Source organism: Pseudomonas sp. NY15463, assembly GCF_048068415.1.
GTDB lineage: Bacteria > Pseudomonadota > Gammaproteobacteria > Pseudomonadales > Pseudomonadaceae > Aquipseudomonas > Aquipseudomonas mosselii_C.
The window spans coordinates 215337-234494 of record NZ_JBLUQD010000003.1 but is presented as its reverse complement, the minus strand read 5'-3'; the positions used below and the strand labels follow the sequence as shown (position 1 = coordinate 234494).

Genomic DNA, 19158 nt, shown 5'->3' with positions numbered 1-19158 from the left:
TTCTCACAGGCCCGCCGTAGAGGGCCCGCTTTCACTCATTGAAAGCTCGTGGTGGGGGGCACGGTCATCCCAGACCTTCGGCGCACGTCAGCAGGATCTGCGACGCTTACCTTCCCGTGCAGCATGGGCAATGCAGGCCTCGCGGAACGCCTCGAACAGGCGCAGCGAAACCGGGTTGTCGGCGAAACGCCATTCGGGGTGCCACTGCACGCCAAGCACGAAGCCCGGCGCATCCGGCATCGACACCGCCTCAATCAGACCATCCGGGGCACGCGCCTCGACCCGCAGGCCCGGAGCCAGGCGGTCGATGCCCTGCGCGTGCAGGGAATTGACCTCGAACTGCGCAGGCAAGCCCAAGCGCTCGAACAACCCACCCGAGGCCACCGCTACCGGGTGCCGTGGGCCGTATTGCACCTCAAGCGCGGCGTCCGGCGGTTCACGGTGGTCCAGGTAGCCAGGCAGCTCGTGCACACGCGGGTACAGGCTACCGCCCAGAGCCACGTTAAGTTCCTGGAAGCCCCGGCAGATACACAACACCGGCACGCCGGCGGCAATGGCCGCACGCAGCAACGGCAAGGTCAGGCGGTCACGCGCCAAGTCGTGGCGGGTGCCTTCGGCGCTGGGCGCGCCATTGTAATGATGCGGCTCGACATTGGAAGGCGAGCCGGTGAACAGGATACCGTCCAACGGGGCCAGCAGCGCCTGGCTGTCGCTGCCACCGTCGCGGGCCGGCAGGATCAGTGGCAATCCGGCGAAGCCTGCGGCCTCGACATACTTGTCGCCCACCGTATGTGACGCGTTCTTGCCCACCTGCTGACGGCAGGCGCTAACACCGATCAAGGGGACCGCAATTGCGCTCATGGGCTTATACCGTGTGCAGGTACCAGTTGTATTCGAGGTCGGAGATCGACACTTCGAACTCGGCCAGCTCGCTCTCTTTGCAGGCCACGAAGATATCGATGTAGTCCGGGCTGATGTATTGGTTGAGCACTTCGCTGTCGTCCAGCGCACGCAGCGCGTCGCGCAAGTTGTTCGGCAGGCTCTGCTCCAGTTGCTCGTAAGAGTTGCCTTCGATCGGCTGACCCGGCTCGATCTTCTGGGTCAGGCCATGATGGATGCCGGCGAGGATCGCCGCGAGCATCAGGTATGGGTTGGCGTCGGCGCCCGCCACGCGATGCTCGATACGCACGTTCTCGCGGCTGTCGGTCGGCACGCGCAAGGCCACGGTGCGATTATCCAGACCCCAGCTTGGCGCGTTGGGCACATAGAACTGCGCGCCAAAGCGGCGGTAGGAGTTGATGTTCGGACAAAGGAAGGCCATGGATGCCGGCATGGTTTCCAGCACACCGCCGATGGCGTGGCGCAGGGTGTCGCTTTTCAGCGGATCGTCGCTAGCGAAGATGTTCTTGCCGGTTTTCTTGTCCAGCAGCGATATGTGCACATGCAGTCCGTTACCCGCCTGGCCCGGGTAGGGCTTGGCCATGAAGGTGGTGTCCATCTCATGGTCGTAGGCGATGTTCTTGATCAGGCGTTTGAGCAGGATGGCGTAGTCGCAGGCCTTGAGCGGATCGGCGACATGGTGCAGGTTCACCTCGAACTGCGCCGGGGCGCTTTCCTTGACGATGGCATCGGCCGGGATGCCTTGCTCCTTGGCGGCTTCGAGCATGTCTTGCAGGCAGTCGGCGTATTCGTCGAGGTCGTCGATCAGGTACACCTGGGTCGACTGCGGGCGCTTGCCCGAGATCGGCGAGCGCGGCGGCTGCGGACGGCCGTTGAGGTTGTCCTGGTCGATCAGGTAGAACTCCAGCTCGAACGCGGCGCAGATATCCAGGCCCAGGGCATCGAACTTGTCCACCACCTGGCGCAGCACCTCACGCGGATCGGCGAAGAACGGCTGGCCTTCGATCTCGTGCATGGTCATCAGCAACTGCGCGGTCGGGCGCTTCTGCCACGGCTCGTCGGCCAGGGTGCCGGGGATCGGGTAGCAGATGCGATCGGCATCGCCGATGTCCAGGCCGAGCCCGGTACTCTCGACGGTGGAGCCGTTGATGTCCAGGGCGAACAGCGAGGCCGGCAGGTTGATGCCTTTCTCGTAGACCTTGTGCAGGCTGGCACGCTCGATGCGCTTGCCGCGCACTACACCGTTCATGTCGGAGATCAGCAGGTCAACGTACTGCGTGTCCGGGTGGGCTTCCAGGAATTGATTCATCTCGCGGGAAGAACGGGCGCACGGGGAGACCGACGTCATGGCTGTACATCCTTTGATTCGGAGCGGCGATGTGGAGCTGCGGATGACGCCTTGGCAGGCGACGATGGTGCTGCTGTTGTTGTTTTCACGAGCCCATCGTGGGGGGCTGGTTGCCGACCGGCTGGATTGATTCCCGGGGGCCGTTTCACTATAAAATGGCCCCAACGCAACAGACATTGGCATTTCGGCAAGCAGAGCGTGCATCGATGCAATATCAGATCAATCATACGGACCTTGCACTGGTCCTGGCCCTGGAACGCGGCCGGTCCCTGGCAAAGGCTGCCGAATTGCTCAAAGTGGACGTTTCCACGGTGTTCCGCTCGATCCGCCGCCTGGAATCGGCGCTGGGCACCGCGTTGTTCGTCAAGAGCCGCAAGGGCTACCTGCCCACCGACACCGCCCAGGCCCTGGCCGAGCAGGCCGAACGCGCCGAGCAGGCCCTGGATGCCGCGCGTATCGCCCTGACCAGCGGCGAACAAGTGGTCAGCGGCACCGTACGCCTGACCTGCACCGAAGCCGTACTGCATAGCCTGCTGCTGCCCGCGCTGGCGCAGTTCATGCCCAACTACCCGGCGCTGTCGCTGGAAATGGGCACCTCCAACACCTTCGCCAACCTCAGCCGGCGCGACGCAGACATCGCCCTGCGCCTGACCAACACGCCACCGGAGCACTTGGTAGGCCGCTGCCTGGGCTCGACCAGCTATGTGATCTGCGGCCGCCCCGAACTGCGCGAACGCCTCGACGCCTCGGCCACCAGCGTGCCGTGGATCGCCCCGGACGACTCCATGCAGGACCACGCCACCGTAGTCTGGCGCAACCAGCAACACCCAGGGCTGGTGCCGCGCTACCAGTGCAGCGGCATGTCGACCATCGCCCAGCTGGTGAGCACAGGTCTCGGTGTGGCGGCGCTGCCCGACTACATGGTGCACGCCCTGCCGGGCGTCGAGGCGCTCAGCGGCCCGCTGCCGGGCTGCGACACGCAGCTGTGGCTGCTGACCCGGCCCGATTGCCGAGCCTTGCGGTCGGTACAGACACTGTTCGAGGAACTGACGCCGCGATTGCGTGACGCGATGCTGTGAGGTGGTTGTGTTTGCGGGGTTCCAGGCGTTATCGTCAGGCCCATGTACTGAGGCTGTCTGTTCCGGCGTTTTGCGCGGCAAGCCCACGCTCACGTTGCAGGTTGCCGTACACCCTGGAGACGTACTTGATAAAACAGTCCTTCCCTATTGGCTGGTGATTTTTTAAACTATCGAGTCCGCCTGCCCGTACAGGGCTGCACGCCCACCGCATTTGCTACTGAGGAAGACCATGGCCCGCGTAACTGTTGAAGACTGCCTGGAACACGTGGATAACCGCTTCGAGCTGGTCATGCTCTCGACCAAGCGCGCCCGTCAGCTGGCGACCGGCGGCAAAGAACCGCGCGTTGCATGGGAAAACGACAAACCAACCGTCGTTGCCCTGCGCGAAATCGCCGAAGGTATCGTCACCCCTGAATTCATCGCCGCCGAAGAGATCGTCACCGAGGATCCGGTGTTCGCCGCATTCGAGGACGAGAACAACGAGGCTGTCTGATTGATGCCCGGTCGACGTCGCGCGGCGCAAGGTCCTCTTCAACGGCAAGAGGTGAAACCATGCCGGGTATAGAAGCCCTCGCCGAACGGCTGTCGACCTATCTGGGCCCGGAGCAGGTCAACCTGGTCCGCCGCGCCTACTTCTACGCCGAACAGGCGCACGACGGGCAACGCCGCCGCAGTGGCGAGCCGTACGTCACGCATCCGCTGGCCGTTGCCTGCATCCTCGCCGACATGCACATGGACCATCAGAGCCTGATGGCAGCCATGCTGCACGACGTCATCGAAGACACCGGCATCGCCAAGGAAGCCTTGAGCCAGCAGTTCGGCGAAACCGTCGCCGAGCTGGTCGACGGGGTCAGCAAACTGACCCAGATGAACTTCGAGACCAAGGCCGAGGCGCAAGCCGAAAACTTCCAGAAGATGGCCATGGCCATGGCACGCGATATCCGCGTGATCCTGGTCAAGCTCGCCGACCGCCTGCACAACATGCGCACCCTTGAAGTGCTGTCCGGCGAAAAACGCCGACGCATCGCCAAGGAAACCCTCGAAATCTACGCCCCCATCGCCAATCGCCTGGGGATGCACACCGTACGCGTGGAGTTCGAGGACCTGGGCTTCAAGGCCATGCACCCGATGCGTTCGTCGCTGATCCATCGAGCCGTCAAGGCCGCGCGCGGCAACCGCAAGGAGATCGTCGCCAAGATCGAGACCTCGCTGGCTAATTGCCTGGCCGCCGACGGTATCGAAGGCGAGGTCAGCGGTCGGCAGAAACACCTCTATGGCATCTACAAGAAGATGCGCGGCAAGCGCCGCGCTTTCACCGAGATCATGGACGTGTACGCCTTCCGCATCGTCGTCGACAAGGTCGACACCTGCTACCGCGTGCTCGGCGCCGTGCACAACCTGTACAAGCCGCTGCCGGGGCGCTTCAAGGACTACATCGCGATCCCCAAGGCCAACGGCTATCAGTCGTTGCACACCACGCTGTTCGGCATGCACGGGGTACCCATCGAAATCCAGATCCGCACCCGCGAAATGGAAGAGATGGCCAACAACGGCATCGCCGCGCACTGGCTGTACAAGTCCAACGAGCAAGAGCAGCCCAAGGGCAGCCACGCCCGCGCACGCCAGTGGGTCAAGGGCATCCTCGAACTGCAACAGCGCGCCGGTAACTCGCTGGAATTCATCGAGAGCGTGAAGATCGACCTGTTCCCGGACGAGGTCTACGTCTTCACCCCCAAAGGCCGGATCATGGAGCTGCCCAAAGGCTCCACCGCTGTCGACTTCGCCTACGCGGTGCACACCGACGTCGGCAACAGCTGCATCGCCTGCCGCATCAACCGCCGCCTGGCACCGCTGTCCGAACCGCTGCAAAGCGGCTCCACGGTCGAAATCGTCAGCGCCCCCGGGGCCCGGCCAAACCCGGCATGGCTCAACTTCGTGGTCACCGGCAAAGCGCGCACGCATATCCGCCACGCCCTCAAGCAGCAGCGTCGGTCCGAGTCCATCAGCCTGGGCGAGCGCTTGCTGAACAAAGTGCTCACCGGCTTCGACAGCAGCCTGGAGAAGATCCCCCCGGAACGCATCCAGCCGATTCTCGACGAGTACCGCCTGGAACTGATCGAGGACCTGCTCGAAGACATCGGCCTGGGCAACCGCATGGCCTATGTGGTCGCCCGCCGCTTGCTGTCAGCCGAAGGCGAGCAACTGCCAGCGCCGGAAGGGCCGCTGGCGATTCGCGGCACCGAAGGCCTGGTACTGAGCTACGCCAAGTGCTGCACCCCGATCCCGGGCGACCCCATCGTCGGCCACCTGTCGGCGGGCAAGGGCATGGTCGTGCACCTGGAAGACTGCCGCAACATCAGTGAAATCCGCCACAACCCAGAAAAATGCCTACAGCTTTCCTGGGCCAAGGACGTCACTGGCGAGTTCAACGTCGAACTGCGGGTCGAGCTGGAACACCAGCGCGGCCTGATCGCCCTGCTGGCCAGCAGCGTGAACGCCGCCGACGGCAACATCGAGAAGATCAGCATGGACGAACGCGACGGCCGTATCAGCGTGGTCCAACTGGTGGTCAGCGTGCACGACCGCGTGCACCTGGCTCGCGTGATCAAGAAACTGCGCACCTTGACCGGCGTGGTCCGCATCACCCGGATGCGTGCGTAGTCCGCCCACCGCAAGGAGTCATTCATGAGCAAGACCGTCATCAACAGCGACAAGGCCCCTGCCGCTATTGGCACCTACTCGCAAGCGATCAAGGCCGGCAATACGGTGTACATGTCGGGCCAGATCCCGCTGGACCCGAACACCATGGAACTGGTCGAAGGCTTCGAAGCCCAGACCGTGCAGGTGTTCGAGAACCTGAAATCGGTAGCCGAAGCCGCTGGCGGCTCGTTCAAGGACATCGTCAAGCTGAACATCTTCCTCACCGACTTGAGCCACTTCGCCAAAGTCAACGAAGTGATGGGCCGCTATTTCGAGCAACCTTACCCAGCCCGCGCCGCCATCGGTGTGGCCGCGCTGCCCAAGGGTGCTCAAGTCGAAATGGACGCTATCCTGGTCCTCGAGTGACGCCTTCGGTGACGGGCGCCTGCCCGTCACCCCCTCTCCGCCGCCTCCCGCACCAAGGTCATTCCCATGCGCCATACATTGTCACTCGTGCTGGCAGCCCTGCTCCTGGGCGGCTGCGCCAGCCATAAACCCGAAGACTTCAACGGCACCTGGATCAACCAGGACGCCATCGACGCCGCCGCCAAGGGCATCAGCCTGCGCCAGGCCTTGAGCGATCACGGGCCGGTGTTCGAATGGAAGGTCGACGTCAAGAACCAGCAAGCCAGCTTCAGCAATGGCTTCGAAGCCGTAGACGGGCGCCTGACCGCCAACCAACAGAACTGGCAGGTAGACTTCGAAGGTGGCCAGAGCGAACAGCTCAAACTCGATGGCGATCAACTGCAAGCCACCGATCCTTCGGGCCACCAACAGACCTTCACCCGCGCCACGCTACCGGCAAGCGCCAGCGCAGCACTGGGTAGCAGCTTCGAGAAGGCGCTGTACAACGCCTACCTGGGCGGTGACTGGACAATCACCGAAGGGCCAGGCAAAGGCGCACGGGTGCGCTTCAGCGACAACGGTGTCGTCACCGGCCTGCCGGGCCCGGACCGCTTCGCCCTGTGCCTGGCCGGCGACTGCGCGAGCATGGGTGATGGCAACGACAGCCTATGGCTGGAGCGCAACCAACTGGGCGCGCCATGGATCTTCAAGCGCGACGGCGACACCCTGGAGATCTTCCAGGCCGTGAACCGCGCGCAGCCCGATGAAATGCCACAGCTGGCTGCCGGCGCGCGGCAGTGGGTGCTGGAGAAAGATTGAAGACGCTCGGCCGGTCGTATGGATGAACCGATGCGACCGGCCCCGCGACAAAGCCGGACAACCTCAGCTACGCCCCTCCAGGATCGCAGCGTAACCTTCTTTATAACTAGGGTATTGCGGCACCCAGCCCAGCCCACGCATCCGCGCATTGCTGCAGCGCTTGCTGCCGGTGCGCCGCACGCGCTGCTCATCCGACCACTCGGTAACCCCCAGGTACTCGCGTAGCCACGCCACCACCTGCGCCAGCGGCGCCGGGTCGTCATCGACACCGAGGTAGCACTCTTGCAAGGCAACGCCGTCGGCATCGGCCTTGAGCAAAAAGGCCAACAGGCCGGCAGCGTCCTCGGCGTGAATGCGATTACCGTACAGCGGCGGCTCTTCAGCCACACGATAGCCCTGACGTACTTGGCTCAGCAGCCATTCGCGCCCTGGACCATAGATGCCGGTCAGACGCACGATGCTCGCAGGCAGGCCACTGTCCAGCGCCAAACGCTCAGCCGCCAGCATGATCCTGCCGGAATAGCCCTCGGGGGTTGCCTCGGAAGTCTCATCGACCCACTCGCCGTGCTTCTGGCCAAACACGCTGCTGCTGGAGACGAACAACAACCGGCGCGGCGACTGCCCACTGCGTTCGAGCCAACCCAGCACATGCCGCAAACCCTCGACGTAGGCGGCCTGGTAACCGGCCTCGTCATGCTGGCTGGCAGCCACGCAGTACACCACGTAGTCAGGCGCCCGCTCAGGCCAGTCGGCAGGTATACGCCGGTCGGACAAGTCAGCTGCGATGGGTCGCACGCCTGTGGGCAGATGCTGGACGGAGCGCCGCAGGCCGCTGACCTGCCATCCCTCGGCCAGTAGCTGGCGCGCCAAACGGCCACCTACATCCCCACAGCCTACGATCAAAGCTGAAAGACCTGACATGCGATTCCTCCTCTTCTTAATAGCCGCAGGCTATAGCGCCAAGCGATCAACGGCCATACCAATGACAAAAAAAGCAATCTCATTACTTTTGTTAACAAGAATTACTTGCAATAATGGCGGCCTTGTCTGTTCTCGGCCTGTATCGAGGCCGCGGAGAACTCCACCTACTTCTTCATCAGGTCCGGCCAGCATGACACGTACTCCCTCTTCCGCTTCGCCAACCACGTCACGCGCCTGGCGCGCCATCGCCGCGCTGATGTTCAGCCTGGTACTGGCACCTGTGGCTATGGCCGATGAGCCCGCCAACCACGCCGCAGCCCCGGCCGCAGCCAGCGCCCCGGCAGCCCCTGCCGAAGGCCAGGCCCCGCTCGCAGCGCCAGCCGATGCAGCCGCTCCAGTACAGGGCCAGGCAACTGCTGGCGAAGCTGTGCAGGCAACGGTCGAGGACACCTCGCTGGGCATGGCCCATGACCTGTCCCCCTGGGGCATGTACCAGAACGCTGACATCGTGGTGAAAGCCGTGATGATCGGCCTGGCCATCGCGTCGATCATCACTTGGACCATCTGGATCGCCAAAGGCTTCGAACTGATGGGCGCCAAGCGTCGCCTGCGCGGCGAGCTGGTAGCCTTGAAGCGCTCGGTAAACCTCAAGGAAGCCAGCGAAGCTACCCAACAACAAGGCACCCTCGCCCATACCTTGGTGCACGACGCGCTCGAAGAGATGCGCCTGTCGGCCAACGCCCGCGAGAAAGAAGGTATCAAGGAGCGCGTCAGCTTCCGCCTGGAGCGCCTGGTTCACGCCAGCGGTCGCACCATGAGCAGCGGCACCGGGGTGCTGGCCACCATCGGTTCCACCGCGCCGTTCGTCGGTCTGTTCGGCACCGTATGGGGCATCATGAACAGCTTCATCGGCATCGCCAAAACCCAGACCACCAACCTGGCCGTAGTCGCCCCAGGTATCGCCGAAGCCCTGCTGGCCACCGCACTGGGCCTGGTTGCCGCGATTCCGGCCGTGGTCATCTACAACGTCTTCGCCCGCTCCATCGCAGGCTACAAGGCGCAGGTTTCCGATGCGTCGGCACAAGTCCTGCTCCTGGTCAGCCGTGACCTGGACCACCAAGGCAGCGAGCGCGCCGCCCCGCATATGGTGAAAGTGGGGTAAACCATGGGCCTGCATCTCAACGAAGGTGGCGACGACCTCGCCGAAAACCACGAAATCAACGTCACGCCGTTCATCGACGTCATGCTGGTGCTGCTGATCATCTTCATGGTCGCAGCGCCGCTGGCCACGGTCGACATCAAGGTCGACCTGCCGGCCTCCACCGCGAAACCTGCGCCGAGACCGGAAAAGCCGGTGTTCGTCAGCGTAAAAGCCGACAAGAAGCTCTACGTCGGTGACGATGAAGTGGCCCAGCCCGAACAGATTGGCGCCTTGCTCGACGCCAAGACCAAGGGTGACAAGGAAACCACCATCTTCTTCCAGGCTGACAAGGGCGTCGACTATGGCGACCTGATGGAAGTGATGAACACCCTGCGTGCGGCCGGCTACCTGAAAGTCGGTCTGGTCGGACTCGAGACGGCAGCCAAGAAATGACGAAAACGCGCTCAAACGTGGCGCGCTACGGTGGCAGCCTGGCACTCGTGCTGGGTGTGCACGTGGTCGCCGTGCTGCTGACGCTCAACTGGTCGGTGCCGCAAGCCATCGAACTGCCGCCAGCAGCGATGATGGTCGAGCTGGCACCGTTGCCCGAGCCCGCACCACCGCCGCCGCCGAAGGTCGCCCCGCGCCCGCCGACCCCGGTCGAGGAGCCGCCACTGCCAAAACTGGTGGAAGCCCCGAAACCGAAGATCGCCATCCCCAAACCGCCCAAGCCCAAGGCCAAGCCACAGCCGCCCAAGCCTGAAAAAAAGCCTGAGCCGCCCAAGGATGAACCGCCGGTCGAGCAGGACGTGGCCGACACGCCGCCCAGCACCACGCCGCCGCAGAAATCGGCCGCGCCGCAGCCGAGCATCGCGTCCAACAGCAATGCCCTGCCCACCTGGCAGAGCGACCTGTTGCGCCACCTGGCCAAGTACAAGAAGTACCCCGAGGATGCACGCCGTCGCGGACTGCAAGGCATCAACCGCCTGCGTTTCGTGGTCGACGCCGAAGGCAAGGTCGTCTCGTACTCGCTGGCAGGGGGCTCGGGCAGTGCCGCGCTGGACCGCGCCACGCTGGAGATGATCCGTCGCGCAGGCACGGTACCCAAGCCACCAGCAGAGCTGCTGAACAACGGCACCATCGAAGTGGTCGCGCCGTTCGTGTACTCGCTGGACCGACGCTAGATTTTTTGTTTCTGTCACACAACGGCAAGTCTGATAACGTGCGTCTATCGATTGCAGCCGCTATGCTGGGGCCGCAACTTCATGGACGCACGTTATGACCCTCACCGAACTTCGCTACATCGTCACCCTCGCCCAGGAGCAGCACTTCGGCCACGCCGCCGAGCGCTGCCACGTCAGCCAGCCTACCCTGTCGGTCGGGGTGAAGAAGCTCGAGGACGAACTCGGCGTATTGATTTTCGAGCGCAGCAAGAGCGCGGTGCGCCTGACCCCGGTCGGCGAGAGCATCGTCGCCCAGGCACAAAAGGTCCTGGAGCAAGCCCAAGGCATCCGTGAATTGGCCCAGGCTGGCAAGAACCAGCTCACCGCGCCGCTCAAGGTCGGGGCCATCTACACCGTCGGCCCCTACCTATTCCCGCACCTGATTCCGCAACTGCACCGCGTGGCGCCGCAGATGCCGTTGTACATCGAAGAGAACTTCACTCACGTGCTGCGCGAAAAACTGCGCAATGGCGAGCTGGACGCCGTGATCATCGCCTTGCCGTTCAACGAGGCCGACGTGCTGACCCTGCCGCTGTACGACGAGCCGTTCTGCGCCCTGATGCCAGCCGACCACCCCTGGACCGCGAAGCAGACCATCGACACCGCCCTGCTCAACGACAAGAGCCTGCTGCTGCTCGGTGAAGGCCACTGCTTCCGCGACCAGGTCCTGGAAGCCTGCCCGACCCTGAACAAAGGGGGCGAAGGCGCCAAGCACACCACGGTCGAATCCAGTTCGCTGGAAACCATTCGCCACATGGTCGCCTCGGGGCTTGGGGTTTCGATCCTGCCGCTGTCGGCGGTACATAGCCACCACTATGCGCCGGGCGTGATCGAAGTGCGTCCGCTGACCGCACCCGCGCCATTCCGCACCGTCGCCATCGCCTGGCGTGCTAGCTTCCCACGACCGAAAGCCATCGAGATCCTTGCCGACTCGATCCGCCTCTGCTCGGTGGCCAAGCCGCCTGTGGAACAATCGGCCTGAGCCATGACCGAGCTGTCGAACGTCCCGGTCACCGCGCTCAAGGGCGTTGGCGACGCCATGGCGGAAAAACTCGCCAAGGTGGGTCTGGAGAACCTGCAAGACCTGCTGTTCCACCTGCCCTTGCGCTATCAAGACCGCACCCGCGTGGTGCCCATCGGTCAGTTACGCCCAGGGCAGGACGCAGTGATCGAAGGGGTCGTCAGCGGCGCTGACGTGACCATGGGCAAGCGCCGCAGCCTGGTGGTGCGCCTGGGCGATGGCACGGGCGTGCTAAGCCTGCGCTTCTACCACTTCAGCAATGCGCAGAAGGAAGGCCTCAAGCGCGGCACGCACCTGCGCTGCTATGGCGAGGCGCGCCCCGGCGCCTCTGGGCTTGAGATCTACCACCCCGAGTACCGCGCGCTCAATGGCGATGAGCCAGCACCGCCGGTCGAGCAAACCCTGACGCCCATCTACCCCAGCACCGAAGGCCTCACCCAGCAGCGCCTGCGCCTGTTGTGCCAGCAGAGCCTGGGCATGCTCGGCCCAAGCAGCCTGCCCGACTGGCTGCCGGACCAACTGGCACGCGACTACCAGCTGGCGCCACTGAGCGATGCCATCCGCTACCTGCACAACCCGCCTGCCGACGCCGATCTCGACGAGCTTGCCGAAGGCCAGCACTGGGCCCAGCATCGCCTGGCCTTCGAGGAACTGCTGACCCACCAGCTGTCGCAGCAACGCCTGCGCGAAAGCCAGCGCGCACTGCGCGCGCCGGTACTGCCCAAGGCCACGCGCCTGCCGGCCCAGTACCTGGCCAACCTTGGCTTCAACCCGACCGGCGCCCAACAGCGCGTTGGCAACGAGATCGCCTACGACCTCAGCCAGCCCGCGCCGATGATGCGCCTGGTACAAGGCGATGTGGGCGCCGGCAAGACCGTGGTCGCCGCGCTGGCCGCGCTACAGGCCTTGGAGGCCGGCTATCAGGTCGCGCTGATGGCGCCCACAGAAATCCTCGCCGAGCAGCATTACCTCACTTTCAAGCGCTGGCTCGAACCGCTGGGCATCGAAGTCGCCTGGCTGGCCGGCAAGCTCAAGGGCAAGGCCCGCGCCAGCGCCCTGGAACACATCGCCGGCGGCGCACCGATGGTGGTCGGCACCCATGCGCTGTTCCAGGATGAAGTGCAGTTCAAGCACCTGGCCTTGGCGATCATCGACGAACAGCACCGTTTCGGCGTACAGCAACGCCTGGCCCTGCGCAAGAAAGGCGTGATGGGCCAGCTGTGCCCGCACCAGCTGATCATGACCGCCACGCCGATCCCGCGTACCCTGGCCATGAGCGCCTATGCCGACCTCGACACCTCCATCCTCGACGAACTGCCCCCTGGCCGCACCCCGGTGAACACCGTGCTGGTGGCCGACAGCCGCCGTTTCGAGGTGGTCGAGCGGGTGCGTGCGGCCTGCGCCGAAGGGCGCCAGGCCTACTGGGTGTGCACGCTGATCGAAGAGTCCGAAGAACTCACCTGCCAAGCGGCTGAAAGCACCTTCGAGGAGCTGGGCAGCGCCTTGGGCGAGCTGCGCGTGGGGCTGATCCACGGGCGCATGAAGCCTGCTGAAAAGGCCGCGGTGATGGCCGAATTCAAGGCCGGCGACCTGCAACTGCTGGTGGCCACCACGGTGATCGAAGTTGGCGTGGACGTACCCAACGCCAGCCTGATGATCATCGAGAACCCCGAGCGTCTGGGCCTGGCCCAGTTGCACCAGCTGCGCGGCCGGGTTGGCCGGGGCAGCGCGGTGAGTCACTGCGTCCTGCTGTATCACCCACCGCTGTCGCAGATCGGTCGCGAGCGGCTGGGCATCATGCGGGAAACCAACGACGGCTTCGTGATTGCCGAGAAAGACCTCGAATTGCGTGGCCCCGGCGAGATGCTCGGGACCCGACAGACCGGCCTACTACAGTTCAAGGTTGCCGACCTGATGCGCGACGCTGATCTGCTACCCGCCGTGCGCGATGCCGCTCAGGCGCTGATGGCGCGCTGGCCAGACCACGTCAGCCCGTTACTCGACCGGTGGTTGCGCCATGGGCAGCAATATGGCCAGGTGTGACGTCCGTCCCATTATGGATCCAGCTTGCCGGTCAGGCTGGTTATACTTCGCGTTTAAAAGAATTAGTGGATACAGACCATGACTGAAGTTGCCCTGGACACCGCAACCCCACACGCACCGTCTGTCATCCGGCTGTTGCTCGAAAAAATCGGCGTCGCCTATCGCGAGGTGCCCGAGCATCTCGCACTGCCGGCGGCTTCACGGGTGCAGGCGGTGCTGCTCGACGACGAGATCGGTGCCCTGATGGTGCTGTTCCCGCAGAGCCAGTTGCTGGACCTCAAGCGCCTCGAAGAACTCACCGGTCGCACGCTCACTGCCGTGCCACTGGCGCGCCTGAAACAGATGCTCGACAAGCACCACCTCAAGACCCTGCCCGCCATTCCGGCGCTGACCAGCTCGCCATGCCAGTACGAAAAGAGCCTGCTCGACAACGAAACCGTACTGATCCAGTCCGGGGAAACCGGCGTGCTGCTGGAAATCGGCCACACCGCGTTCAAGAAAATGCTCGCCAAGGCCAGCGCCAGCAGCTTTGGGCTGGAGGTTACCAGCATCCGTCCCAACCTCGATCGTCCCGGCGACGACTCCAAGGAGATCACGCAGGCGGTCCAGGCCTTCACCGCCCGACGCATCCAGAAGCGCCTTGAGGAAACCATCGAAATTCCGCCACTGGCAGACACGGCGCAGAAGATCATCAAGCTACGCGTCGACCCCAACGCCAGCACCGACGACATCACCGGCGTGGTGGAGACCGACCCGGCCCTGGCCGCACAGGTCGTCAGCTGGGCGGCTTCGCCCTACTACGCCTCGCCCGGCAAGATCCGCTCGGTGGAAGATGCCATCGTTCGTGTGCTGGGCTTCGACCTGGTGATCAACCTCGCCCTGGGCCTGGCCCTGGGCAAGACCCTGAGCCTGCCCAAGGATCACCCGCAACAGGTGACGCCCTACTGGCAGCAGTCGATCTACACCGCTGCCGTGATCGAAGGCCTGACTCGCGCCATGCCGCGCGCCGAGCGCCCCGAGGCGGGCCTCACCTACCTGGCCGGTCTGCTGCACAATTTTGGCTACCTGCTGTTGGCCCACGTGTTCCCGCCGCATTTCTCGCTGATCTGCCGGCATCTGGAGGTCAACCCGCACCTGTGCCACAGCTATATCGAACAGCACCTGCTGGGCATCAGCCGCGAGCAGATCGGCGCGTGGCTGATGAAGCTGTGGGACATGCCGGACGAGCTGTCCACGGCCTTGCGCTTCCAGCACGATCCGTCCTACGACGGCGAATACGCGGCGTATCCCAACCTGGTGTGCCTGTCGGTACGCCTGCTGCGCTCGCGCGGCATTGGCTCAGGCCCGCAGGACGAGATTCCAGACGCCCTGCTCGACCGCCTGGGGCTGACCCGAGACAAGGCTGAAGAGGTGGTGAACAAGGTGCTGGAAGCCGAAGCGCTGCTGCGTGAGCTGGCCTTGCAGTTCCAGAGCCCGCACTGAGGGGCATCCCTTTGTGCCTGGCTTGAGCCTGTTAGGGCTGCTGCGCAGCCCTTTCCGGCCGGTCCGGCGCCCCGGCAAGGCCGCTGCTACAGGGATCGAGCCGGTTTTCAGATAGAGTCGCTTCTACTTCTTCTTCGGCTTCAGGTACTTCATCAGGCCCTGGAACCAGATCACCAGCGCCGGATTACCCTTGATCTGGATGCTTTTCTCCTGAATACCCTGCATGAACGCCAGCTGTTTGTTCGGCGCTTGCAAGGTGGCGAAGCCATAGGGCGCGTCCTTGAAGGCGATGGCGAACGCCGGCTGCGGATGCACGCCGCCTTTGCTGCTGATGCGCTGATCCTTGACGATGAAGTGCCGGGCCACCTTGCCGTCCAAGGTCTGCATCTGGAACACCAGATCCTTGTCCTGCAGTTGCTGCTGGAATGCCGGGTTGTTGCGGCTGGCCTTGGCCATCAGCAGCCCCATGGCCCAGAGAAGAAAGCGAAACTTCATCAACGCGCCTCGATTGAAAAATGACTGAGTGGCGCAGTTTATCCGCTTAGCGGGCTCATTATGCAAGTTCGCTTCATTTTCACCCCAGAAACGCAACGGGCGCCTCCTGGCGCCCGTTTAACCGACCGTTGGGGCCGAGGGTTACTTCTTCTTGGCGGGCTTGGCCGGCGCGTTGACGCTGTCACGCAGGTTCTTGCCGGGCTTGAAGGCAACGGTGTTGCTGGCCTTGATCTTCACGGGCTCCCCGGTTTGCGGATTCTTGCCCGTACGAGCGCCACGGTGACGCTTCTCGAAGGTGCCGAAGCCCACCAGGGTCACGGTGTCCTTGTCGAGCGCGCCGGTAATGCTGTCGAGAATCGCGTTCAGGACCTGGTTGGCCTTTTCCTTGGTCAGATCAGCCTTTTCGGCGATAACGGCGGCGAGTTCTGGTTTACGCATAGTGAAGCCTCTTTGACGGGATTTCTTGTTGTTATGCCGTGCTGCCGGGGGCAGCGTTCAAGGCACCGCAGGCTCTAGGCTGCGGTAGACGCCAGTGAGAATGGCACGCCCTCCAGGGGCGCGCCAGTACCTCTGCGGCCATTGTCGCGGTCAGAACAGGATAAATCCGACAGAACGCCTGCTATTTACGCCATTAGCGCGGGTAACTGGCGATTCAGCGCCAGTTTTTCGAGCACCGCTGCGCCTGTCAGCGCATAGCCTAGCAATTGGCCATCAGCGCCGTGGCAGAGCACTTTCAGGTCGGCACCGCTGCCCTGCACCTGCCAGGTGCCCTCGACCCCGTGTGGTGGGGGCGACACCACCAGTGGGCAAGCCGGCGTCTTCACGGTCACCGGCATCGGCCCATAGCTCACGGCGGTCGGCTTGCCGCACAGGGTTTGCGCCAGGGCGCGGGCGCAGGCCATCAACGGCATCACGTACAGCAGGTTGATACCCTCGACTTCAGCACAATCGCCCAGGGCGAAGATGTGCGCGTGGGAGGTGCGCAACTGGCGGTCGACCACCACGCCACGGTTGACTTGCAAACCCGCAGCAGCGGCCAGGTCCGTGCGTGGACGCAAGCCGATGGCCGACACCACCAGGTCACAGCTGAGTACCTGGCCGTCGGACAGATGCGCCTCAAGCGCGGCGCCAGCCTCCTGCAAGCGCGTCAGCACCGGGCCCAGGTGAAAACGCACACCCAACGCCTCCAGGCCTGCCTGCACAGCGGCGGCCGCCACCGGGGGCAGCAAGGTCGGCATCACCTGCTCACAAGGCGCAACCACCTCGCACTGGTAGCCGCCCAGGCACATGTCGTTGGCGAACTCGCAGCCGATCAGCCCAGCGCCCAGTATCAGTACCCGCTGCTTGCCCGCCGCGGCGGCGCGAAAACGGGCATAGTCCTCGAGGTCGTTGATCGGGAACACACGCTCACCGGCATCGCCTTGGATCGGCACCTGCACGCTTTGCGCGCCCCAGGCCAGCACCAAGTCGCGGTACTCGACCGCCTCCTCGCCGATCCATAGGCGCTTGTGCCCTGGGTCGATGCCGCTGATGCGGGTATGGGTGCGGATCTGGGCGTTGAGCTGTTCAGCCATCGCGCCGGGTTCGGCCATGCACAGGCCATCGGCGTCCTTGTGCTTGGCGAACCCCGTGGAGAGCATGGGCTTGGAATACGACCGACCGTCGTCGGCGGTAATCAGCAGCAGCGGTGTTTCGCTGTCGAGCTTGCGAAACTCGCGGGCCAGGTTGTAGCCGGCAAGGCCGGTGCCGATGATCACCACAGGGGACGTCATGTCGTGCTTTCCTCGTTCAAGGCCGCCGTGCGATCAACCGATCGCGATCATTTCGAAGTCGCTCTTGCCCACGCCGCAGTCGGGGCACAGCCAGTCTTCAGGTACATCTTCCCAACGAGTGCCCGGCGCGATGCCGTCATCCGGCCAGCCCTTGGCCTCGTCGTAGATCAAACCGCAGACAACGCATTGCCATTGTTTCATGGGGGTTCTTCCTCGGTCAGGCGTGGTGTCGCAGCTGATGGCCCCAGGAACACTCGAGGCCATCGCGCAATCTCGTTGGGGCTTTGTACTGTATGCAGGCCCTTGGGGCAATCGTGCTAAGCTCGCCGCCTCTCTGGCTGTAACAAGCATACCGACGTGCCGTACGAATCCCCGCAAGCAGCCGCTGTGGCGTGGCTGGCCTATCCGCGACTGGCCAACGACCTCGACTCGCACACCCTCGACTGGCTGTTCGACGAAGGCTCCCTCACCCGTCGCCTGACCCGGCTTTCCCACGATCATTTCAGCGTCACCCCACTGTTCGAGGGCTGGCAGGCGCTGCGCGACGATGAATGCACAGCCCTGGGCCTGGCGCCCGGCGCCGAAGGCTGGGTGCGTGAGGTGTACCTACGCGGTCATGGCCAGCCCTGGGTGTTCGCCCGCAGCGTGGCCGGGCGCAGCGTGCTGCAACGTGGCGGCCTCGATCTGGAAACCCTGGGCAGCCGCTCGCTGGGCGAGTTGCTGTTCTGCGACCAGGCGTTCATTCGCCATCCCATCGAGGCATGCCGCTATCCACAGCCCTGGCTACCGGCGGATGCCGCGCATGCCGGGCTGTGGGGACGCCGCTCGCGCTTCGAACGCGCAGGGCTCGACCTCTTGGTAGCCGAGGTGTTCCTGCCAGCGCTGTGGCAAGCGGACAAGGAGGATCACCGCTAATGTACCTGCAACTGCTCAAGGCACTGAATCGCCTGCACCCAAGGGCCTGGGACTTCGTCCAGCTGAGCCGTATGGACCGCCCGATCGGCATCTACCTGCTGCTATGGCCGACGCTGACGGCGGTGTGGATCGCCGGCAACGGCTCGCCAAGCCTGGCCAATGTGTTGATCTTCGGCCTGGGTGTGGTGCTGATGCGCGCCGCCGGATGCTGCGTCAACGATTTTGCCGACCGCAAGGTGGACGGCCACGTCAAGCGCACCGCCGACCGCCCCTTGGCCAGCGGGCGGGTCAAGCCGCGCGAAGCATTGGCACTGTTCGCCGTGCTGGTGGGGCTGAGCTTCCTGCTGGTGTTGTGCACCAATGCCAGCACTGTCTGGCTGTCCTTCGGCGCGCTGGCCCTGGCCTCCTGCTACCCGTTCATGAAGCGCTACACCTATTACCCGCAGGTGGTGCTGGGGGCGGCGTACTCGTGGGGCATCCCCATGGCCTTCACTGCGGCCGGGCAATCGCTGCCGGCCGCCGCGTGGCTGCTGTACATCGCCAACTTGCTGTGGACCGTGGGCTATGACACCTACTACGCCATGGTCGACCGCGACGACGACTTGAAGATCGGGGTGAAGTCCACCGCCATCCTGTTCGGTGAGGCCGACCGGGTGATCATCCTTACCCTGCAACTGCTGTCGCTGGGCTGCCTGCTGCTGGCGGGCAACCGCTTCGAGCTGGGTGGTGGGTTCTACCTCGGGATACTGGGGGCTGCGGCGTGCTTCGCCTGGGAGTTCTGGTCGACCCGCAAGCTGGACCGTGAATCGTGCTTCAAGGCGTTCCTGCACAACCACTGGGCGGGGATGCTGGTGTTCGTGGGGGTGGTGCTGGATTACGCACTGCGTTGAGTGTCGACGGGCCTGTAGGAGCGGCCTTGTGTCGCGAAAGGGCTGCAAAGCAGCCCCGGCGATT

21 protein-coding genes are annotated in these 19158 nt (G+C 64.1%); 14 read left to right on the top strand and 7 right to left on the bottom strand.

Annotation, left to right across the window (positions count from 1 at the left end):
* Nucleotides 1–87 precede the first annotated feature (87 nt).
* Nucleotides 88–861, bottom strand: coding sequence for a gamma-glutamyl-gamma-aminobutyrate hydrolase family protein (locus ACNFIC_RS08940; protein WP_416780823.1), 774 nt, complete (start codon nt 859–861; stop codon nt 88–90).
* Between the two features lie 4 nt (nt 862–865).
* Nucleotides 866–2248: a glutamine synthetase family protein gene (locus ACNFIC_RS08935; RefSeq protein WP_416780821.1), complete on the bottom strand. Its 1383-nt coding sequence runs from the start codon at nt 2246–2248 to the stop codon at nt 866–868.
* Here ACNFIC_RS08935 and ACNFIC_RS08930 point away from each other — a divergent pair.
* The 6 genes from ACNFIC_RS08930 (at nt 2247) to ACNFIC_RS08905 (ending at nt 7191) form a co-directional block, all read left to right on the top strand.
* Nucleotides 2247–2378 carry a hypothetical protein gene (locus tag ACNFIC_RS08930; protein WP_276610868.1) on the top strand — a complete coding sequence of 44 codons (132 nt, stop codon included), beginning with the start codon at nt 2247–2249 and terminating at the stop codon, nt 2376–2378. The two genes, ACNFIC_RS08935 and ACNFIC_RS08930, sit on opposite strands and share 2 nt — an antisense overlap.
* Nucleotides 2379–2454: 76 nt before the next feature.
* Nucleotides 2455–3327 carry a LysR family transcriptional regulator gene (locus ACNFIC_RS08925; protein ID WP_138220689.1) on the top strand — a complete coding sequence of 291 codons (873 nt, stop codon included), beginning with the start codon at nt 2455–2457 and terminating at the stop codon, nt 3325–3327.
* Between the two features lie 229 nt (nt 3328–3556).
* The gene (rpoZ, locus tag ACNFIC_RS08920; RefSeq protein WP_008091595.1) at nt 3557–3820 is read left to right on the top strand and encodes a DNA-directed RNA polymerase subunit omega; all 264 of its coding nucleotides are present in this window, start codon (nt 3557–3559) and stop codon (nt 3818–3820) included.
* A 59-nt stretch (nt 3821–3879) separates the two neighbouring features.
* A complete protein-coding gene (spoT, locus tag ACNFIC_RS08915) occupies nt 3880–5988 on the top strand; it encodes a bifunctional GTP diphosphokinase/guanosine-3',5'-bis pyrophosphate 3'-pyrophosphohydrolase (RefSeq protein ID WP_138220690.1) in 2109 nt (702 codons plus the stop codon).
* 24 nt (nt 5989–6012) lie between these two features.
* Nucleotides 6013–6393 (top strand): RidA family protein, encoded by a 381-nt coding sequence (locus tag ACNFIC_RS08910; protein WP_138220691.1) that lies wholly within the window; start codon nt 6013–6015, stop codon nt 6391–6393.
* A 66-nt stretch (nt 6394–6459) separates the two neighbouring features.
* Entirely contained in the window at nt 6460–7191 is a 732-nt protein-coding gene (locus ACNFIC_RS08905) for a hypothetical protein (protein ID WP_138220692.1), read from the top strand.
* Nucleotides 7192–7254: 63 nt separating this feature from the next.
* Here ACNFIC_RS08905 and ACNFIC_RS08900 read toward each other — a convergent pair whose 3' ends face one another.
* Nucleotides 7255–8112, bottom strand: coding sequence for an SDR family oxidoreductase (locus tag ACNFIC_RS08900; protein WP_138220693.1), 858 nt, complete (start codon nt 8110–8112; stop codon nt 7255–7257).
* Nucleotides 8113–8302: 190 nt separating this feature from the next.
* On the opposite strand from ACNFIC_RS08900, the gene exbB reads away from it, so the two are divergent.
* The 6 genes from exbB to ACNFIC_RS08870 all read left to right on the top strand — a co-directional run bounded on the left by exbB (nt 8303) and on the right by ACNFIC_RS08870 (nt 15022).
* On the top strand, nt 8303–9274 hold the full coding sequence (exbB, locus tag ACNFIC_RS08895; RefSeq protein WP_416780816.1) for a tonB-system energizer ExbB: 972 nt from the start codon (nt 8303–8305) through the stop codon (nt 9272–9274).
* Between the two features lie 3 nt (nt 9275–9277).
* Nucleotides 9278–9706 carry a TonB system transport protein ExbD gene (gene exbD, locus ACNFIC_RS08890; RefSeq protein WP_138220695.1) on the top strand — a complete coding sequence of 143 codons (429 nt, stop codon included), beginning with the start codon at nt 9278–9280 and terminating at the stop codon, nt 9704–9706.
* The gene (locus ACNFIC_RS08885) at nt 9703–10437 is read left to right on the top strand and encodes an energy transducer TonB (RefSeq protein ID WP_138220696.1); all 735 of its coding nucleotides are present in this window, start codon (nt 9703–9705) and stop codon (nt 10435–10437) included. The genes exbD and ACNFIC_RS08885 overlap by 4 nt, the downstream gene beginning before the upstream one ends.
* Nucleotides 10438–10531: 94 nt before the next feature.
* On the top strand, nt 10532–11458 hold the full coding sequence (locus tag ACNFIC_RS08880) for a hydrogen peroxide-inducible genes activator (RefSeq protein WP_138220697.1): 927 nt from the start codon (nt 10532–10534) through the stop codon (nt 11456–11458).
* A 3-nt stretch (nt 11459–11461) separates the two neighbouring features.
* On the top strand, nt 11462–13540 hold the full coding sequence (gene recG / locus ACNFIC_RS08875; RefSeq protein WP_416780813.1) for an ATP-dependent DNA helicase RecG: 2079 nt from the start codon (nt 11462–11464) through the stop codon (nt 13538–13540).
* A 78-nt stretch (nt 13541–13618) separates the two neighbouring features.
* Nucleotides 13619–15022 carry an HDOD domain-containing protein gene (locus ACNFIC_RS08870; RefSeq protein ID WP_138220699.1) on the top strand — a complete coding sequence of 468 codons (1404 nt, stop codon included), beginning with the start codon at nt 13619–13621 and terminating at the stop codon, nt 15020–15022.
* 123 nt (nt 15023–15145) lie between these two features.
* On the opposite strand, the gene ACNFIC_RS08865 is transcribed toward ACNFIC_RS08870, so the two are convergent.
* The 4 genes from ACNFIC_RS08865 to ACNFIC_RS08850 all read right to left on the bottom strand — a co-directional run bounded on the left by ACNFIC_RS08865 (nt 15146) and on the right by ACNFIC_RS08850 (nt 17490).
* Nucleotides 15146–15517: a helicase gene (locus ACNFIC_RS08865; RefSeq protein WP_416780811.1), complete on the bottom strand. Its 372-nt coding sequence runs from the start codon at nt 15515–15517 to the stop codon at nt 15146–15148.
* Nucleotides 15518–15658: 141 nt separating this feature from the next.
* Nucleotides 15659–15955 carry an HU family DNA-binding protein gene (locus ACNFIC_RS08860; protein ID WP_138220701.1) on the bottom strand — a complete coding sequence of 99 codons (297 nt, stop codon included), beginning with the start codon at nt 15953–15955 and terminating at the stop codon, nt 15659–15661.
* A gap of 185 nt (nt 15956–16140) precedes the next feature.
* A complete protein-coding gene (locus ACNFIC_RS08855) occupies nt 16141–17289 on the bottom strand; it encodes an NAD(P)/FAD-dependent oxidoreductase (protein WP_416780809.1) in 1149 nt (382 codons plus the stop codon).
* Nucleotides 17290–17322: 33 nt separating this feature from the next.
* Nucleotides 17323–17490, bottom strand: coding sequence for a rubredoxin (locus tag ACNFIC_RS08850; RefSeq protein ID WP_138220703.1), 168 nt, complete (start codon nt 17488–17490; stop codon nt 17323–17325).
* Nucleotides 17491–17646: 156 nt separating this feature from the next.
* Between ACNFIC_RS08850 and ACNFIC_RS08845 the strand changes: the two genes are divergently transcribed.
* A complete protein-coding gene (locus tag ACNFIC_RS08845) occupies nt 17647–18204 on the top strand; it encodes a chorismate--pyruvate lyase family protein (protein ID WP_138220704.1) in 558 nt (185 codons plus the stop codon).
* The gene (gene ubiA / locus ACNFIC_RS08840; protein WP_138220705.1) at nt 18204–19094 is read left to right on the top strand and encodes a 4-hydroxybenzoate octaprenyltransferase; all 891 of its coding nucleotides are present in this window, start codon (nt 18204–18206) and stop codon (nt 19092–19094) included. Before ACNFIC_RS08845 ends, ubiA begins: the two co-directional genes overlap by 1 nt.
* The last annotated feature ends 64 nt before the right edge of the window (nt 19095–19158 follow it).